Here is a 15,188-nt window from a genome sequence, read left to right on the forward strand (position 1 = left end):
CGGTCAAAATCCGTCGCGGCCACGAAAGCGACGCTGGTAATCTGGATCGTAAAGCGAACTCTCGCGAAAATCCTCCGCCGCCAGCCCCGGCCCCACGAAAATCAGCGCCGTGCGGTCGATCGGATCTTCCTGCACCAAGGCCTCGATGGTCGAGAGCGTGCCCCTGACGATTCGCTGGTCCGGCCAGCTGGCCTTGACGACGATGGCGACCGGGCATTCGGGGCCATAGAGCGGCATCAGTTCCGCCATCACCTGCGGCAAAGCGTGGATGGCGAGATGGATGGCCATTGTCGCGCCGCTTTGGCCGAAGACCTCCAGCCTCTCCTTGCCCGGCATCGGCGAAGCGCGGCCCGACACGCGGGTCAGCACCAGGCTTTGCGCCACCGAGGGAATGGTCAGTTCACGGCCGAGCGCGGCGGCGGCGGCGGCGAAAGACGGCACGCCCGGCGTGAGCGTATAGGCGATGCGGTGCCGATCCAGCCGGCGCATCTGTTCGGCGACCGCGCTCCAGACCGAGAGATCGCCGGAATGCAGCCGCGCCACATCCTGGCCCGCGGCCTCGGCCTTGAGATATTCCGCTTCGATCTCGTCCAGCGACATCGGCGCCGTGTCGACGATGCGCGCGCCCTGAGGGCAATAGGACAACAGTTCCGGCGACACGATCGAGCCGGCATAGAGGCAGACGGGGCATTCGCCGATCAGGCGCGCTCCGCGCAAAGTGATGAGATCGGCTGCGCCAGGGCCGGCGCCGATGAAATGTACCGTCATGTCTCGTCTTTCCAATTGTTCGGCTTCACCCAGCGCCATTGCGTGAGCGGCATCGCCGGCCGCCAGCCGGTCATCGCGCCCACGGGCGAGGCGCGCGACAATTCGATCCGCGTCAGCGATCCGCTGCGTTTGGCGTGTTCCGCCAAGAGGACCGCATCCATTTCCAAGGTCACCGAATTGGCGACCAGTGTCCCGCCGGCTCTGAGCGCTGCGAGCGCCGCATCCATCACGCCCGGTTCCGAGCCGCCGCCGCCGATGAAGATCGCGTCCGGCGTCGGCAGGCCCGAAAGCGCAATGGGCGCCTGTCCCTCGACCGTCACCAGACCGGGGACGCCGAAGGCGGCCGCATTGCGGCGGATGCGGGCGGCGCGCTCGGGATGTCCTTCGATAGCGATGGCGCGCATGGCGGGATGGCGCAGCATCCATTCGATGCCGATCGAGCCTGAGCCCGCGCCGATGTCCCACAGCAACTCGCCCTTGAGCGGCGTCAGGGCCGACAATGTCAAAGCGCGCGCCTCGCGCTTGGTGATCTGTCCGTCATGCTCGAACAGCGAATCGTCTAGGCCCGGCGCGAGCGGCAGCACGCGCGCGCGCTCGCCCGCCTCCACCTCGACCGCGCAGATATTGAGCGGGTTCACGGATGTGAGCGCATAAGCGTCGGCGCGCATCGCCGTCACCCGTTCGCTGCCGCCGCCCAATGCTTCGAGCACGAACAGCCGGGAGGCGCCGAAGCCGCTTTCGGTCAGAAGCGACGCGAGTTCAGCAGGCCCTTTTTCATCGGAGGTCAGCGCGAGAATGCGGGCGCAGGGCTGCAGATGCGGGCGGATGAGATCGATCGGACGACCATGCAGCGACACCAGCGCGAGATCCTGCAGCGGCCAGCCAAGTCGCGACGCCGCGAGGCTGAAGGCGCTCGGATGCGGGATCACCCGCATCTCACGGGCTTCGATGCTGCGTGAGAGCGTCGCGCCCATGCCGAAAAAGAAGGGGTCGCCGGAGGCGAGCACGCACACGCGGCGGCCCCGCAGGCCCTTGATGTCCTGAACCGAGAGGTCGATGGGCGAAGCCCAGCGCCGGCCCTCGCCCCTGATCAGCGTTGCGGCGAGCTCGAGATGGCGGGCGCCGCCATAGACGATTTCGGCCGCTGCTATCAGGCGCTTGGCCTCGTCGCCGAGCCCGGCTATACCGTCCTCGCCAAGGCCGATAATATCGAGCCAGGGCGTCGAAAGGATGTTTTCAGACATGGCGGCCTCCAAAATCCTCATTCTCGGCGGCACGACGGAAGCGCGCAAATTGGCCGAAGCGCTGGCGCCGCGCAAGGATCTCGACGTCACCGTGTCGCTGGCCGGCCGCACGCAGGAGCCGAGGCCGCTGCCGGTCAATACCCGTCACGGCGGATTCGGCGGCGTCGAGGGACTGGCGGCTCATCTGCGAGCCAACGACATCGATCTCGTGATCGACGCCACACATCCCTTCGCCCAGCGCATGACGCCCAACGCCATTGCGGCGGCTGGTCTGGTCGGAACGCCGCTGGTCTGCCTCAGCCGTCCCGGCTGGTCGGCGGAACCGGGCGACGACTGGCGCATGGCCAAATCGACCGAAGACGCGGTCGACAAGCTCGGCGTCGCGCCGCGACGGGTCTTCCTCGCCATCGGCCGGCAGGAGGCGCATCTGTTCTCGCGCGCGCCGCAGCATTTCTATCTCGCCCGCAGCGTCGATCCCATCGATCCGCCGATCGCGGCGCCGGATTGCCGCTACATTCTCGCGACCGGTCCCTTCTCGCTGGATGATGAAATAAAGCTGCTCACCGAACACGCCATCGATGTGGTCGTGTCGAAAAATTCCGGCGGCGCGGCGACCTACGCCAAGATCGAGGCGGCGCGGCGTCTCGGGCTTCCTGTGGTCATGGTCGAGCGCAAGCGCGTGGATGGCGCAGCCTGCGTCGCTACGGTCGAGGGCGCGCTGGCCTTCATCGATCACGCTTTGGCCCCAGCGAAATAGCGCGGCGAATAGACGAGATCGGCTTTGCCCGGCCGAGTGATGACGCGGGTTTCCGGCGAGCCGATGATCACGCAGGTCGCCATGTCGGCCATGCCGGCTTCGGCCTCCGACAGCGGCCTGACCACGATCTTTTCATCCGGGCGGCCGGCGGCGCGGCCGAAAATGATCGGCGTCGTCGGCGGCAGAATCTCGGCCAGCAGCGTGAAGGCTTCGCCCAGCTGCCAGGGCCGCGCCTTGCTGATCGGATTGTAGAGCGCGATCACGAAGCCGGCTTCGGCGGCGAGACGCAGCCTCCGGGTGATGACGTCCCAAGGCTTGAGATTGTCCGACAGCGACATGCAGCAGAAATCATGGCCGAGCGGCGCGCCGGAACGGGCTGCCACGGCCAGCATCGCCGTGACGCCGGGCGTGACGACGAGATCGATCTCGCGCCAGTCTTCAGGCCCCTTTTCAATCGCTTCGCAGACGGCGGCGGCCATGGCGAAGACGCCGGGATCGCCGCCCGAAACGACCGCGACATCGACGCCGGCGGCTGCGCGTGTCAGCGCCGCATTGGCGCGGTCGAGCTCCTCGCGATTGTCGGAGGCGACGCGGATCTGGTCAGCGCGGAGCGACAGACGGTCGATATAGGGGAAATAGCCGAAGAATTCCGTCGCCTTCTCCACCGCCGCCACGGCTTCGGGCGTCATCTGCTCGGGCGAGCCGGGGCCGGTGCCGATCACATAGAGCGTGCCCTTGGCGTCGGTCATGGCTTGTCCTTCCAGCCCGGCACGAGCACGATCGAGAAATAGGGCGCCGCGTCGTCCTGCTTCTGGGCGAGCGGAACCATCTGGGTGTTGGCCATGGTGCCGCGCTCGACATAAACGGCCTGGTTGATTCGGCCGGTCTCCGCCAGCGCCCGGCGGATCTTCGGCAGGTTGCGGCCCACCTTCATGATCACCGCCGCTTCGGTGTCGTTTAGCCGACGAACCAATTCCTGCTCAGCCATCGTACCCGGCAAAACAGACAGCACGTCGTCGCCCTGGACGATCGGCACGCCGGCCTGCGACCAGCAGCCCGACATGGCGGTGACGCCCGGAATGACCTCGGTCGGATAGCGATGGGCCAGCCGCACATGCAGATGCATGTAGGAGCCGTAAAACAGCGGATCGCCTTCGCTCAGCACCGCCACAGTGCGGCCGGCGTCGAGATGTTCGGCGACGCGGATGGCCGACTCTTCGTAGAAGTTCGTGATCTGGCTGATATAGCCGTCTTCGTATTTCTCGATCTCGGTGGTGACAGGGTAATAGAGCGGCAGTTCGATGATGTCGTCGCGGACGATGCCGTCGACGATGCCGCGGCCATTGCCGCGCCGTCCGGCCTTGGCGAAATAGGCCATGACATCGGCCGACGCGAGCGCCTTCACCGCTTTGACGGTCATCAGGTCGGGGTCGCCGGGGCCGGTGCCGACACCGATCAGTCGTCCCGGCGCGCTCACAGGCCCGGCCTCGCCAGCGAGTTCAGCGCCGCAGCCGTCATGGCGCTGCCGCCGAGGCGGCCGCGCACGATGGCGAACGGCACGCCATAGGAGTTTTCCGCCAGCGCATCCTTGGATTCGCGCGCGCCGACAAAGCCCACGGGCATGCCGACGATGGCGGCAGGCTTGGGCACGGCGCCGTCGCGCAGGAGTTCGAGCAGATAGAACAGCGCGGTCGGCGCATTGCCGATCGCGACCACGGAGCCGGCCATGCGCTCGCCCCAGAGCTGGATCGCCGCCGCCGAGCGGGTGTTGCCGATCTCCTTGGCGATCTCGGCGGTGCGCGGATCGCGCAACGTACAGATCACGTCGTTATTGGCCGGCAATCGGGCTGCGGTCACGCCGCGCGCCACCATTTCCGCGTCGCAAAAGATCGGCGCTCCGGATTTCAGCGCGTCGCGGGCGGCGTCGACGAATCCAGGCGAAAAATGAAAATGTTCGACCGCCTCCACCATGCCGGCGGCATGGATCATGCGCACGGCGAGATCGGCCTCGGCTTCGGAGAAACGCGTGAGATCCGCCTCGCGACGGATGATGGCGAAGGACTGCTCGTAAATGGCGTTCCCGTCGCGGATATAGTCGTATTCGGTCATGTCCCGTCCAATTGCAGAGCCGAGGCGATGCGCCGCGCTCCGAGCCGTGTAAGGCACTGAGCGGCCGATTCGCCATCCTCTCTGCTGTCCCGCACCATGGACGCCAGGCGTCCAAATGCGCTCCCAATGTCGTTTTCAGCACTATAGGCGGATGGCGAGGCCGAAGCCGCCCCATTTACGACAAGCCCATAGCCTGTTGACGCACCCACCAGCGTCAATACAGAAGCGGCTGGATGCGCACAACCCTTGGCGCAGCCCGACAAATGCAGGGTGAACGAGCCGTCGAGCAACTCCTGCGCAATGGCGACGAGGCGATCGGCGAGCGCCCGCGTGTCGAAATAGGCCGAGGCGCAGCCGGTCGCGCCCGCGCAGAGCGCGATCGCCCGGCGCAAATCGGCGGAGTCGGTCCAGAAGCCGAGGTCGGCGGCGGCCTGCCGCAAGGCGCGCGCGACCTCCTGCGAGGGGCACAGCGCAAAGAAACCGTGATCGGGAGTCAATCGCAGATCGGCAATGCCGAGTGCTCGGGCGCGTTCGGCGAGCGCTCGCAGGGCCGGAGCCTGCGCCTGAACATAGGCAAACGACAGGCCAAGCGCCACGCCGCCGTCTTCGATAGGATGAAGGCCGAGAAGCAGCGGCGCCTGCGTCGACAGCTCGATCGCCCGGAGATCGATCCGCGTCGTGTAATGCGTGGAAAGTGCATCGTCCGGCAGGTCGCGTCCGCGCGCGCCCGGCCCCATCGCATGCAACATTGTCAGGAGATGGAGCGCGGCGTCGACCGCCTGCCCTTCCTCGACGATGGCCAGACGCCGGGCTTTCGCCGCCGTGCCGCCGCAGGACACGACGAAGCGGATCTGCCCGCCCGAATCGCGGAACGCCGTCAGTCTGATATCCGCCGTCACCGCGCCCAGATGAAACCGTCCGCCGCCGTCGATGGTCACGGCCAGCTTGGCCGCCAGCGCGAGAGGCGGCTCATGGGCTGCGACACGGCCGCGCAGTTCGGCGGCGATCGGCCTGACATCGATGAGCTCATCCGGATCGAGCCCGGCGAGCGGCGGCGTCTCGACGCCGAGCCCGCGTGTCGGGATGACGCCAGACGCCAGCACCGCCGCCTCGAAATCCGCCACCGTTTCCGGCTTCAGGCCTCTCGCCTGCAGGCTGCCGCGGGCGGTGATCTCGATCAGGCCATTGCCGAAACGCTTTGTCGCCTCCGCGAGCGCGGCGAGCTGGTAAAAGGTCAGCGCAGAATTCACCGGTCTGAGACGCGCCAGCAGACCGTCGCCGGTCGGCATCGGCTGAGACAGCGTCGGACATTCGCCGCGCCGGATCGGCGGCAGGGGAAAATGCTGTGCGGCGTTCGGCGAGAGCGCGAGGATCATGGCGTCATCCATCATGGGCACGAGTTAAACGCCTTTTCTAAATGCCGGGCAAGGGAGCGCCTTGCGCGAGGTCAAGCCTCGTCATCGAAATCCGCGCCCTTGCGCAGCAGATAGATGTCCATGATCCAGCCATGCTCGGCGCGAGCCGCGGCCCGGGTCTTCAGGATCTCCTGCTTCTTCTCCTGAAGATTGCCGGAAATAATGATTTCCTGCTCGGAGCCGAGATAGGCGCCCCAGAAAATTTCCACCTCGGGATCGTCGATCTTCGCGAAGGCCTGTTCGCCGTCGAGCATCGCCACCGACGCCTGGCTTTTTGCGGGAAAGCTCTCCGCCAGACGCCGTCCGGTGGTAATCTCCACCGGCTTGCCGACCAGGTTGAGCGGAATGCGATGCGCCGCGCACAGCGCCTGGATCGAGGTGATGCCGGCGATCACCTTCACATCGAAGGCTGCCCGGCCCGCCGCGCGCACCCGTTCGAGAATGCGCAGCGTCGAATCATAGAGCATCGGGTCGCCCCAGACGAGAAAGGCGCCGACGCCATCCTCGCCGAGTTCGGAGAGGAACAGATCTTCATAGATGCGGGTGATGGCGGCGTGCCAGTCGTCGACGCCGCGCTGATAGCTGGGTTCAGTGGCGTCGCGCACCGGCAGCGCGTAATCGACGCTGCGGATCGTGGGATTGGTGACATAGCGGCGAATGATCTCGCGCCTCGTCTCGGCAAGATCGGCCTTCCTGCCGCCCTTGGTCGGAATGAACAGCACATCGGCGCTGTTCAGCGCGTTGATCGCTTCGATGGTCACATGTTCCGGATTGCCGGTTCCGATGCCGATCACGAGTATTTTGCGCATCCGCGTCTCCTTGTCCCGCCATGATAGGCGGTCGCGTGGCGGTTCTTTTGCTGAAAGCGACGCCGCGCGTCAAACGCCGCATCGAGAAAATTGCGACGTTTGGGCTGAAACTCTGGAATTTCAAGGCCTTTTGATCCCGCCCGATTTCATGTAGCAATTTCTTCCCGATCCCGTTTTTGAGCGCATCATGCCCCGAAACTTCAAGTCCATCGCCTTTGCCGCCTCTACTACGGACGAGGCCGAAGCGGCTCGGGCCGAACTCGCCGCGCTCTATGATCACGTGCCGATGGAGCAAGCCGATGTCGTGGTGGCGCTCGGCGGCGACGGCTTCATGCTGCAGACGCTGCACGCCATCATGGACACGGGCAAAATGGCCTATGGCATGAATCGCGGTTCGGTCGGCTTCCTGATGAACTCCTATACCAAGGACGGATTGATCGAGCGGATCGAGAAGGCCGTGTGCAACGAGATCCGGCCGCTGAAAATGCAGACGATCAACGCCGATGGCGGCAAATCGCTCGCTTACGCCATCAACGAAGTCTCGCTGTTTCGGCAATCCTATCAGGCGGCCAAGTTCAAAGTGACGGTGGATGGGCGCGAGCGGCTGGCGGAGCTGATCTGCGACGGACTACTGCTATCGACGCCAGCCGGCTCCACCGCCTATAATTTCTCCGCCCATGGGCCGATCTTGCCGCTCGAAGCGCCGCTGATCGCCATGACGCCGGTCAGCGCCTTCCGTCCCCGCCGTTGGCGCGGCGCGCTGCTGCCGGAAAAACTGACCGTCGACATTACCGTGCTCGAGCCGGACAAGCGTCCCGTCAATGCGGTCGCCGACAACACCGAGGTCAAATCGGTGATTTCCGTGCGCGTCACCCAGTCCGAAGGTCGGACGACGCGGCTCCTTTCGGACCCCGATCATTCCTGGTCCGACCGGATCCTCGCCGAGCAATTCGTCGACTGATCAATTTTATTGAACATCGGCGAAACCGCACGCCGGCGGCGGTCGCCATCACCTGAATATTTTCCTAACATCATTGATATATCAGCTGGTTTGACATTCGCCGTCCGATGTGCGACCGATCTGATATATCAAATTGGAAGCCAGCCATGCCCGACGAGCCCGTATCATCGACGCCGTCCCAGAGCCGTCTCGCCTATCTCAAGCTCGAGAGCCTGATCGTGACGCTGCGGTTGGCTCCAGGCTCGCTGGTGACGGAAAAGCAGTTGATCACCGAGCTCGGCCTCGGCCGCACGCCGGTGCGCGAGGCGATCCAGAAGCTCGAATGGCAGGGGCTGATCAGTATAAAACCGCGGGCGGGACTTCAGATCGCGGCGCTCAATGCGAATCATCCGGCGATGGTGCTGCAGACAAGACGGCAACTCGAACCGCTGGCGGCGAAGCTGATGGCGGATGTCATCACGCCTGAAGCACGACAACGGCTGATCGATTGCGCCAAGGCCATGACAGAATGCGCGGTGACCGGCGACAAGGACGGTTTTCTCGCGGCCGACAAAGTGTTCGACGAGGTGTTGGAAGACACCTGCCCCAATCCATTTTTATCGCAGGCGCTCGGCGCGTTGCAGACCCATTCGCGGCGCTACTGGTATCACAGCGCCAATCAGGCTTCGCTCGACCTCTCGGTCAGCCTGCATGTGCGGGTGATCAGGGCGCTGCTGAACGGCGATGCGAGCGAGGCCGAACGCGCGATGGGCGATCTGATCGACGGACTGCGGATCTGAAAACCGCGTTCCGACGGGGCGTTTCGACTTTTGAAAACGACCTGCGCCTCCGATCGCCAAAATTTGCTTCAGATCAATATGTCCGGCGCGAAAGCGACTTATAGAATCATCATGGCAGGCAACGCATGCGCCATCTCGGCGGCGACCGAAAGCGTAGAGGGCATACCTGTTGATGGCGCGGTTTGTTGGCGGACCAGCCGCGCCACATCCCATCACTGGGGCGCTGTGCGGCGCGCGGGGAAAACATTCCCGCGCGCCGCACATGCATGGTCACAAGAGAAAATCAGCCTTGTGCAGTTCACCTGATCTGATCGATTGCAGCGTGATCCCATCTCCGCCGTCGGCAGCGATCACCACATCGTCGCCATGCGCGATCATGTGGCTTTTGAGATCCGCATAGGAAGAGAAGTCGCCCGCGCCGCTCAGGTCGATCCTGTCGCGGCCGGGATCGAAATCCGTCACCGCATCGTGACCGAAGCCGCTCTCGAACACGAAGACGTCGTCGCCGCCTTTGCCTGTCAACTGATTGTCGCCGCGATTTCCGGCGATTCGATTGGCGAGACTGTTGCCGGTTCCATCGGCGGCAGCCGAACCTGTCAGCTCCAGATTTTCGACATTGGCGCCGAGCGCGTGGGAATAGGAGATCTGCACGGTATCGATTCCCTCGCCCTTGCGTTCCACGATGCGCACCGATCCGCCCAGGGCATAGACGTCATCGCCGCCGCCGCCATGAACCTTGCCTTTCACCTCGCCCGTGAGACTGCTGAACCAGTCGTCGCCCCCGCCCAGTTTCACGTCGCCGTCGATCGTCCCGGTGTTGAGAATTTTCTCGATTCCCGCGCCGGCCTGGATGGCCACGCCGGAGGCTGCGGTGATGTTGGCGGCGTTGGTGATGGCGGTGACGCCTGTCGAAGTCATCCGGATTGCGGCGTCGGTGGTCGAGGCGCCGCGGATGATGTTTTCGTTGGTGATCACGGCGCCGTCGCCGACGACAAGCAGCGCCACCTTTCCCGACAGTGTGGCGGAGGTGGTCAGCACGGCGTCGTCCCCCATCAGTGCGACGCCGGTCTTCGCACCGCTGATGGTCTTTTGATTGGTGAGGACGACATCGTCGCCGGAGGAATACACGCCATAAGTCGCGCCCGCCATTCTCTCGGTGTTGGTGATGGTCGCATCGTCGCCTGTGGAGCGAATGGCGGCGGCGCGGCCGACGACCACGCCGTCATTGGAGATCAGCGCGCCGGCGGCGCTCGAAAACACGCCATCGCTGTCGGCGGAAATTTTGCCGTGGTTGACGATCTCGGCGGCCCTGCCCGTCGAGGCGACGCCTCGGCCGTGTGAGGATGTGATCCCCCCGAATTGATCAGGTCGGCGTCGCTGCCCGAGGATGAGATGGCGTCGCCGAAAGCTTTGATCGACCCGTTGTTGTTGATCGAAGCGTCAGCGGCGCGGCTGAGGATCGCGCACGCACGGGTCGAGACGAGCGTCGCATCATTGGTGACCGTCGCGTCGACGCCACGAAGGTCGAGGGCGACGCCCTTGGCCGCAATCGCGCCGGCATTGCCCAAGGTCAGCCCGCCGCTCAGGACCGACAAACCAACCCCGCCGCTGTTCAGCACACCCGTACTTTCGATCTTGATATCGTCGCCGGCGTCTCCGCCGGATTGAGAGGCTGCGCCCAGCGTCCAGAGCGGACCATGGGTCGAGGACAAGGTTCCCTGTATCTTGAACACGCGTCCGCCGGCGGACGAGGAGGCGTCGATCGCCAGGCCGGACGTCGCGATGGTCACGCCCGTCGACAGGATCCATTCCTCGCCGCTTATATTGGCGACCAGAGTGGTTTTCATATTTTTCGTGATGGCAATCGTCATGATCGTCCCCGGATGGGACGACAATACCGGCGCGCCGCTTATGAGAGGTTAATGCGCCGGGTCGTGATCCACAGTGAGCAGCCCTTCGACACTGTCTGTCTCCAGCTCGACCAGCCAGAGATCCGGATCGAATTTCGCCTCTCGGGCGATGACGGCTTCGACATCGGCCCCCTCGCCGTTGCGGACGCGGATCTCGAAGCGGCGGTCGCCGGACGTCTCGGCGTCGAACAGACTTTGCGGCGCCGGACCGTAGAGCGTCTCCCGTCCATCACGACCGCGGGTGCGGATGAAAATCGCCCCGGCTTCCGCCGCACCCTTGCGCTCCACGGCCGCAAAGCCGCCCGAGGAGAAGACGCGGCGGATCAGGGCGGAAACGAAGAATTCGGATGTGACGCGCATGGCGGTGTCTTAAGATCAATGCCGCCAGCTGTCAAAACAGCCGACGACGATGTCGGGCGGCGGCCTGCGGTCGTCGACGCTCGCCATCTCGTGGATCGCGTCGCCCGCGCCGCGGCTCGGCGTTAATCGACGAAGGCGCGTTCGATGACGAATTCGCCCGGCTTGTTGTTGGCGCCTTCGTTAAGGCCCGCATCGATCAGCAACTGCTTGGTTTCCTTCAACATGGCGGCAGAGCCGCAGATCATACCGCGATCGATGGCCGGGTCGATCGGCGGCACGCCGAGATCGGCGAACATCTTGCCCGACCGGATATTGTCGGTGATGCGGCCCTGAAAGGGATAGTCCTCGCGGGTCACGGTGACATAATGCTTGAGCTTGTCGCCGACGATCTCGCTCAGGAATTCGTGGTTCCTGATCTCCTCGATCAAGTCGAAGCCGTATTTCAATTCCGCCACCTCACGCGTCGTGTGGCAGAGGATGACTTCCTCGAACTTTTCATAGGTCTCCGGATCGCGGATCAGGCTGGCGAAAGGCGCAATGCCGGTGCCGGTCGAGAACATATAGACCCGCTTGCCCGGAAGCAGCGCATCGTTGACCAGCGTGCCGGTGGATTTCTTGCGCATCAGCACCGTATCGCCGACCTGCACGTTTTGCAGATGCTGGGTGAGCGGGCCGTCCGGCACCTTGATCGAGAAGAATTCCAGTTCCTCATCCCAGGCCGGGCTGGCGATCGAATAGGCGCGATAGACGGGCTTGCCTTCGACCATCAGGCCGATCATCGCGAATTCGCCCGAGCGGAAACGGAAATCCTGCGGCCGCGTCATGCGGAAGCGGAACAGCCGGTCGGTGTAATGCTGAACGGCGGTGACCGTCTCGGCATAGACGCCCGCCGGAATGGCGGAAACGATCTCGGGATTGGTGGCGGGCGCGTTCATGGAGCTTCGATCCTCGGACGTATTTTCTAACTCTGGCGGGGCTAATAGACCATTCAAAGCGGAACTTGAAGGTAGGGATTTCCACCAGAACCGGCTCACAGGGAAAAGGCTTTCAATCTCGCCAATCCCGAGCCTCGCTCGGCCTATACCGCCTTCCGCCTTGTTTCGCCAGAGGGCGGCGCCTGCGTCTTTTCGCTGCGGCGAGATAATACCGTCACAATAGCGGCGTAGCCCGTTCAGGCTCTCGTTTCCAACGAGCCTTACCGATGATGGTCACAAAGGATAAGCCGATGCTGTTCAAAGATCCCTTTCTCGCCAATCGCCGTAGCGTGCTCGCCGGCATCGCCTCCAGCGCGGCCTTGGTGATGCTGCATCCCTTCGCCGCCCGCGCCGCCGCCAACCAGGCGCATCTCCGGCTGATGGAAACGACCGACATCCATGTCGCACTTTACCCTTACGACTATTACGCAGACGGTCCCGACGACAAACAGGGCCTTGCCCGCACCGCCTCGATCATCGACGCCATCCGCGCCGAGGCCGGCAATTCCATGCTGATCGACAATGGCGACTTCCTGCAGGGCAATCCGCTCGGCGATTACATCGCCTATGAGCGCGGCATGAACGACGGCCAGGTCCATCCGGTGATCAAGGCCATGAACCTGCTCGGCTATGACTGCGGCACGCTCGGCAATCACGAATTCAATTACGGCCTCGATTATCTCTTCGCCACCGTCAAAGGCGCCAACTTCCCTTACGTCTGCGCCAACCTCACCAAGGGTCAATTGGCGTCCGATCCCCTGAAGGACGAACTGTTCTTCCCGCCCTATCGGATCATCGAGAAAACGATCAAGGACGGCGCCGGCAAGAGCGCCACTATCAAGGTCGGCTTTATCGGATTCGTGCCGCCGCAGATCATGGTCTGGGATTCCAAGAATCTCGAGGGAAAGGCTAATACCCGCGACATCGTCCAGGCCGCCCGCGCCTGGGTTCCCCGGATGAAGGAAGACGGCGCCGACATCGTCGTGGCGCTGTCGCATTCCGGCATCGACGCGACCGGCCAGAAAGAGCGGATGGAGAACGCATCGCTTTATCTCGCCGGCGTCGAGGGCGTCGACGCGATTTTCACCGGCCATCAGCATCTCGTCTTCCCCGGCCCGAAGACCTGGGACGGCATGGCGGGCGTCGATCCCGTCAAAGGCGCGCTCCAGGGCAAGCCGGCGGTCATGGGCGGCTTCTGGGGTTCGCATCTCGGGCTGATCGATCTCCTGATCGAACAGGACGGCGGCAAATGGAAGATCGTCGACTTCACCTGCGAAGCCCGCCCTATCTATCATCGCGAGGACAAGAAAGTCATAGCCGACGTCAAGGACAAGCCGGAGATCATCGAAGCGGTCAAACCCGAGCATGAGGCGACACTGGCTTATGTGCGTCGTCCGGTCGGCAAGACATCGGCGCCGCTCTTCTCCTATTTCGCGCTGGTGGCCGACGATCCCTCGGTGCAGATCGTCAACAACGCCCAGATGTGGTATGTGAAGGATCTCCTGAAGGACGGCGAATTCAAGGATCTGCCGCTCCTGTCGGCGGCGGCGCCGTTCAAGTCGGGCGGGCGCGGCGGCCCAGACTATTACACCAATGTCGCGGCCGGCGACATCGCCATCAAGAACGTCGCCGACCTCTATCTCTATCCCAACACGCTGCGGGTGGTGGCGATCACCGGCGAGCAGGTGAAGAACTGGCTGGAGATGTCGGCCGGCATCTTCAACCGCGTCGAGCCCGGCGCCGAGGATGTCGATCTGATCAATCCGGATTTCCCGTCCTACAATTTCGACGTCATCGACGGCGTCACCTATGAGATCGATGTCAGCCAGCCGGCGAAATACGATCACGACGGCAATGTCGTGCACGCCGAGGCCAGCCGCATCAAGAACCTCTCCTTCGGCGGCAAGCCGATCGAGCCCGCGCAGAAATTCGCTGTCGCCACCAACAATTACCGCGCCGGCGGCGGCGGCAATTTCCCCGACATCAAGGACGACAAGGTGATCCTCGCCGCGCCCGACACCAACAGGGACGTGCTGGTGCGCTACATCATGCGGGAAGGCGCGATCAACCCGACTGCCGACGGAAACTGGCGCTTCGCACCCGTCGCGGGCGCGACCGCCGTGTTCGAAACCGGCCCGAAGGCGCGCGATTTCCTGGCCAGCGTCGAGGACGTCAAGATCGAACCGGCCGGCGACGGCAAGGACGGTTACGCAAAATTCCGGCTGGTGCTCTGACCCATAATTCTTTGCGCGAGAGCCGGCGGTTTCGGCCGCCGGCTTCGTTGACGCGAGCGCGGCTTAAGTTCATTCTTTTTGTCGAGAAAAACAAAGGGAACTCGCCATGTCCGCCACTCTCGCGACTGTCAGCCGCCACGACAATCTGCCCTTCTATGAAGAGCGCGTCGATCTCGCCTGCGCCTTCCGCTGGACCGCCCGGCTCAACATGCACGAGGCGGTGGCCAACCACTTCTCGCTCGCCGTCAACGATGACGGCAGCCAGTTTCTGATGAATCCCAACCAGAAGCATTTCTCGCTGATCTCCGCCTCCAGCATGCTTTTGCTCGACGCCAACGATCCCTCGACCATGGACCGTCCGGATGCGCCGGATCCGACCGCCTGGGGTCTGCACGGCTCGATCCATCGCCTGTTGCCGCATGCGCGCTGCGTCATGCATGTGCATTCGATCTATTCGACCGTGCTCGCCTCGCTCGCCGACAGCCGTCTGCTGCCGATCGACCAGAACTGCGCGACCTTCTTCAACCGCTATGTGATCGACAATGATTACGGCGGGCTGGCCTTCGAAGACGAAGGCGCGCGCTGCGCCCGGCTGATGCAGAACCCCAAGCATCGCGTGATGATCATGGGCAATCACGGCGTGCTGGTGATCGGCGACAGCGTCGCCGACACGTTCAACCGCATGTATTATTTCGAACGCGCCGCCGAAACCTATATCAAGGCGCTGCAGACCGGCCAGAAATTGCGCGTGCTCTCCGACGACGTCGCCGAAAAGGTCGCCGAGGAAATCGAGGATTATCCCGGCCAGTCCGAACGGCATTTCGAGGATCTCAAGACCCTGCTGTCCCGCCAGGAGCCCGACTTCTGA

General features: G+C 63.8%; 16 protein-coding genes. 5 read left to right on the plus strand and 11 right to left on the minus strand.

All coding sequences use genetic code 11. The features are described from left to right. Nucleotides 1-3: 3 nt before the first annotated feature. Together cobM and cbiE are read right to left on the minus strand one after the other, a co-directional pair. The gene (cobM, locus tag H2O14_RS02270) at nucleotides 4-768 is read right to left on the minus strand and encodes a precorrin-4 C(11)-methyltransferase (protein WP_182826357.1); all 765 of its coding nucleotides are present in this window, start codon (nucleotides 766-768) and stop codon (nucleotides 4-6) included. After that, a complete protein-coding gene (cbiE, locus tag H2O14_RS02275) occupies nucleotides 765-2,012 on the minus strand; it encodes a precorrin-6y C5,15-methyltransferase (decarboxylating) subunit CbiE (RefSeq protein ID WP_409526895.1) in 1,248 nt (415 codons plus the stop codon). The genes cobM and cbiE overlap by 4 nt, the downstream gene beginning before the upstream one ends. Between cbiE and H2O14_RS02280 the strand changes: the two genes are divergently transcribed. After that, nucleotides 2,011-2,769 carry a cobalt-precorrin-6A reductase gene (locus H2O14_RS02280; protein ID WP_182826359.1) on the plus strand — a complete coding sequence of 253 codons (759 nt, stop codon included), beginning with the start codon at nucleotides 2,011-2,013 and terminating at the stop codon, nucleotides 2,767-2,769. The two genes, cbiE and H2O14_RS02280, sit on opposite strands and share 2 nt — an antisense overlap. Here H2O14_RS02280 and H2O14_RS02285 read toward each other — a convergent pair. Genes H2O14_RS02285 through cobF form a run of 5 tightly spaced genes read right to left on the minus strand, consistent with a single transcriptional unit; the run spans nucleotide 2,745 to nucleotide 7,102 of the window. Further along, nucleotides 2,745-3,518, minus strand: a complete 774-nt coding sequence (locus tag H2O14_RS02285) for a precorrin-3B C(17)-methyltransferase (RefSeq protein ID WP_182826360.1) — start codon at nucleotides 3,516-3,518, stop codon at nucleotides 2,745-2,747. The two genes, H2O14_RS02280 and H2O14_RS02285, sit on opposite strands and share 25 nt — an antisense overlap. After that, nucleotides 3,515-4,246 (minus strand): precorrin-2 C(20)-methyltransferase, encoded by a 732-nt coding sequence (locus H2O14_RS02290; RefSeq protein WP_182826361.1) that lies wholly within the window; start codon nucleotides 4,244-4,246, stop codon nucleotides 3,515-3,517. The genes H2O14_RS02285 and H2O14_RS02290 overlap by 4 nt, the downstream gene beginning before the upstream one ends. After that, entirely contained in the window at nucleotides 4,243-4,878 is a 636-nt protein-coding gene (locus H2O14_RS02295; protein WP_182826362.1) for a precorrin-8X methylmutase, read from the minus strand. The genes H2O14_RS02290 and H2O14_RS02295 overlap by 4 nt, the downstream gene beginning before the upstream one ends. After that, the gene (cobG, locus tag H2O14_RS02300; RefSeq protein WP_246697506.1) at nucleotides 4,875-6,269 is read right to left on the minus strand and encodes a precorrin-3B synthase; all 1,395 of its coding nucleotides are present in this window, start codon (nucleotides 6,267-6,269) and stop codon (nucleotides 4,875-4,877) included. The genes H2O14_RS02295 and cobG overlap by 4 nt, the downstream gene beginning before the upstream one ends. 56 nt (nucleotides 6,270-6,325) lie before the next feature. After that, a complete protein-coding gene (gene cobF, locus H2O14_RS02305) occupies nucleotides 6,326-7,102 on the minus strand; it encodes a precorrin-6A synthase (deacetylating) (RefSeq protein WP_182826364.1) in 777 nt (258 codons plus the stop codon). A 187-nt stretch (nucleotides 7,103-7,289) separates the two neighbouring features. Between cobF and H2O14_RS02310 the strand changes: the two genes are divergently transcribed. Further along, nucleotides 7,290-8,063 carry an NAD kinase gene (locus H2O14_RS02310; RefSeq protein WP_182826365.1) on the plus strand — a complete coding sequence of 258 codons (774 nt, stop codon included), beginning with the start codon at nucleotides 7,290-7,292 and terminating at the stop codon, nucleotides 8,061-8,063. A gap of 146 nt (nucleotides 8,064-8,209) precedes the next feature. Continuing rightward, the gene (locus H2O14_RS02315) at nucleotides 8,210-8,842 is read left to right on the plus strand and encodes a GntR family transcriptional regulator (protein ID WP_182826366.1); all 633 of its coding nucleotides are present in this window, start codon (nucleotides 8,210-8,212) and stop codon (nucleotides 8,840-8,842) included. A gap of 270 nt (nucleotides 8,843-9,112) precedes the next feature. Here the strand turns inward: H2O14_RS02315 and H2O14_RS02320 are convergent, their stop codons facing one another. From H2O14_RS02320 to H2O14_RS02335, 4 genes are all read right to left on the minus strand, one after another. Beyond that, entirely contained in the window at nucleotides 9,113-10,102 is a 990-nt protein-coding gene (locus H2O14_RS02320; protein WP_182826367.1) for a hypothetical protein, read from the minus strand. Further along, nucleotides 10,075-10,713, minus strand: a complete 639-nt coding sequence (locus tag H2O14_RS02325) for a hypothetical protein (RefSeq protein WP_182826368.1) — start codon at nucleotides 10,711-10,713, stop codon at nucleotides 10,075-10,077. Before H2O14_RS02325 ends, H2O14_RS02320 begins: the two co-directional genes overlap by 28 nt. 48 nt (nucleotides 10,714-10,761) lie before the next feature. Next, nucleotides 10,762-11,112: a DUF1491 family protein gene (locus H2O14_RS02330; protein WP_182826369.1), complete on the minus strand. Its 351-nt coding sequence runs from the start codon at nucleotides 11,110-11,112 to the stop codon at nucleotides 10,762-10,764. 122 nt (nucleotides 11,113-11,234) lie between these two features. Beyond that, on the minus strand, nucleotides 11,235-12,047 hold the full coding sequence (locus H2O14_RS02335) for a ferredoxin--NADP reductase (protein WP_182826370.1): 813 nt from the start codon (nucleotides 12,045-12,047) through the stop codon (nucleotides 11,235-11,237). A 290-nt stretch (nucleotides 12,048-12,337) separates the two neighbouring features. Between H2O14_RS02335 and H2O14_RS02340 the strand changes: the two genes are divergently transcribed. Both H2O14_RS02340 and H2O14_RS02345 read left to right on the plus strand, forming a co-directional pair. Beyond that, complete coding sequence (locus tag H2O14_RS02340; protein WP_182826371.1) at nucleotides 12,338-14,320, plus strand: bifunctional 2',3'-cyclic-nucleotide 2'-phosphodiesterase/3'-nucleotidase; 1,983 nt, start codon at nucleotides 12,338-12,340, stop codon at nucleotides 14,318-14,320. Nucleotides 14,321-14,426: 106 nt separating this feature from the next. Then, nucleotides 14,427-15,188 (plus strand): class II aldolase and adducin N-terminal domain-containing protein, encoded by a 762-nt coding sequence (locus tag H2O14_RS02345; protein ID WP_182826372.1) that lies wholly within the window; start codon nucleotides 14,427-14,429, stop codon nucleotides 15,186-15,188.

It is taken from the genome of Rhizobium sp. G21, from assembly GCF_014158035.1.
Lineage (GTDB): Bacteria > Pseudomonadota > Alphaproteobacteria > Rhizobiales > Rhizobiaceae > Rhizobium_E.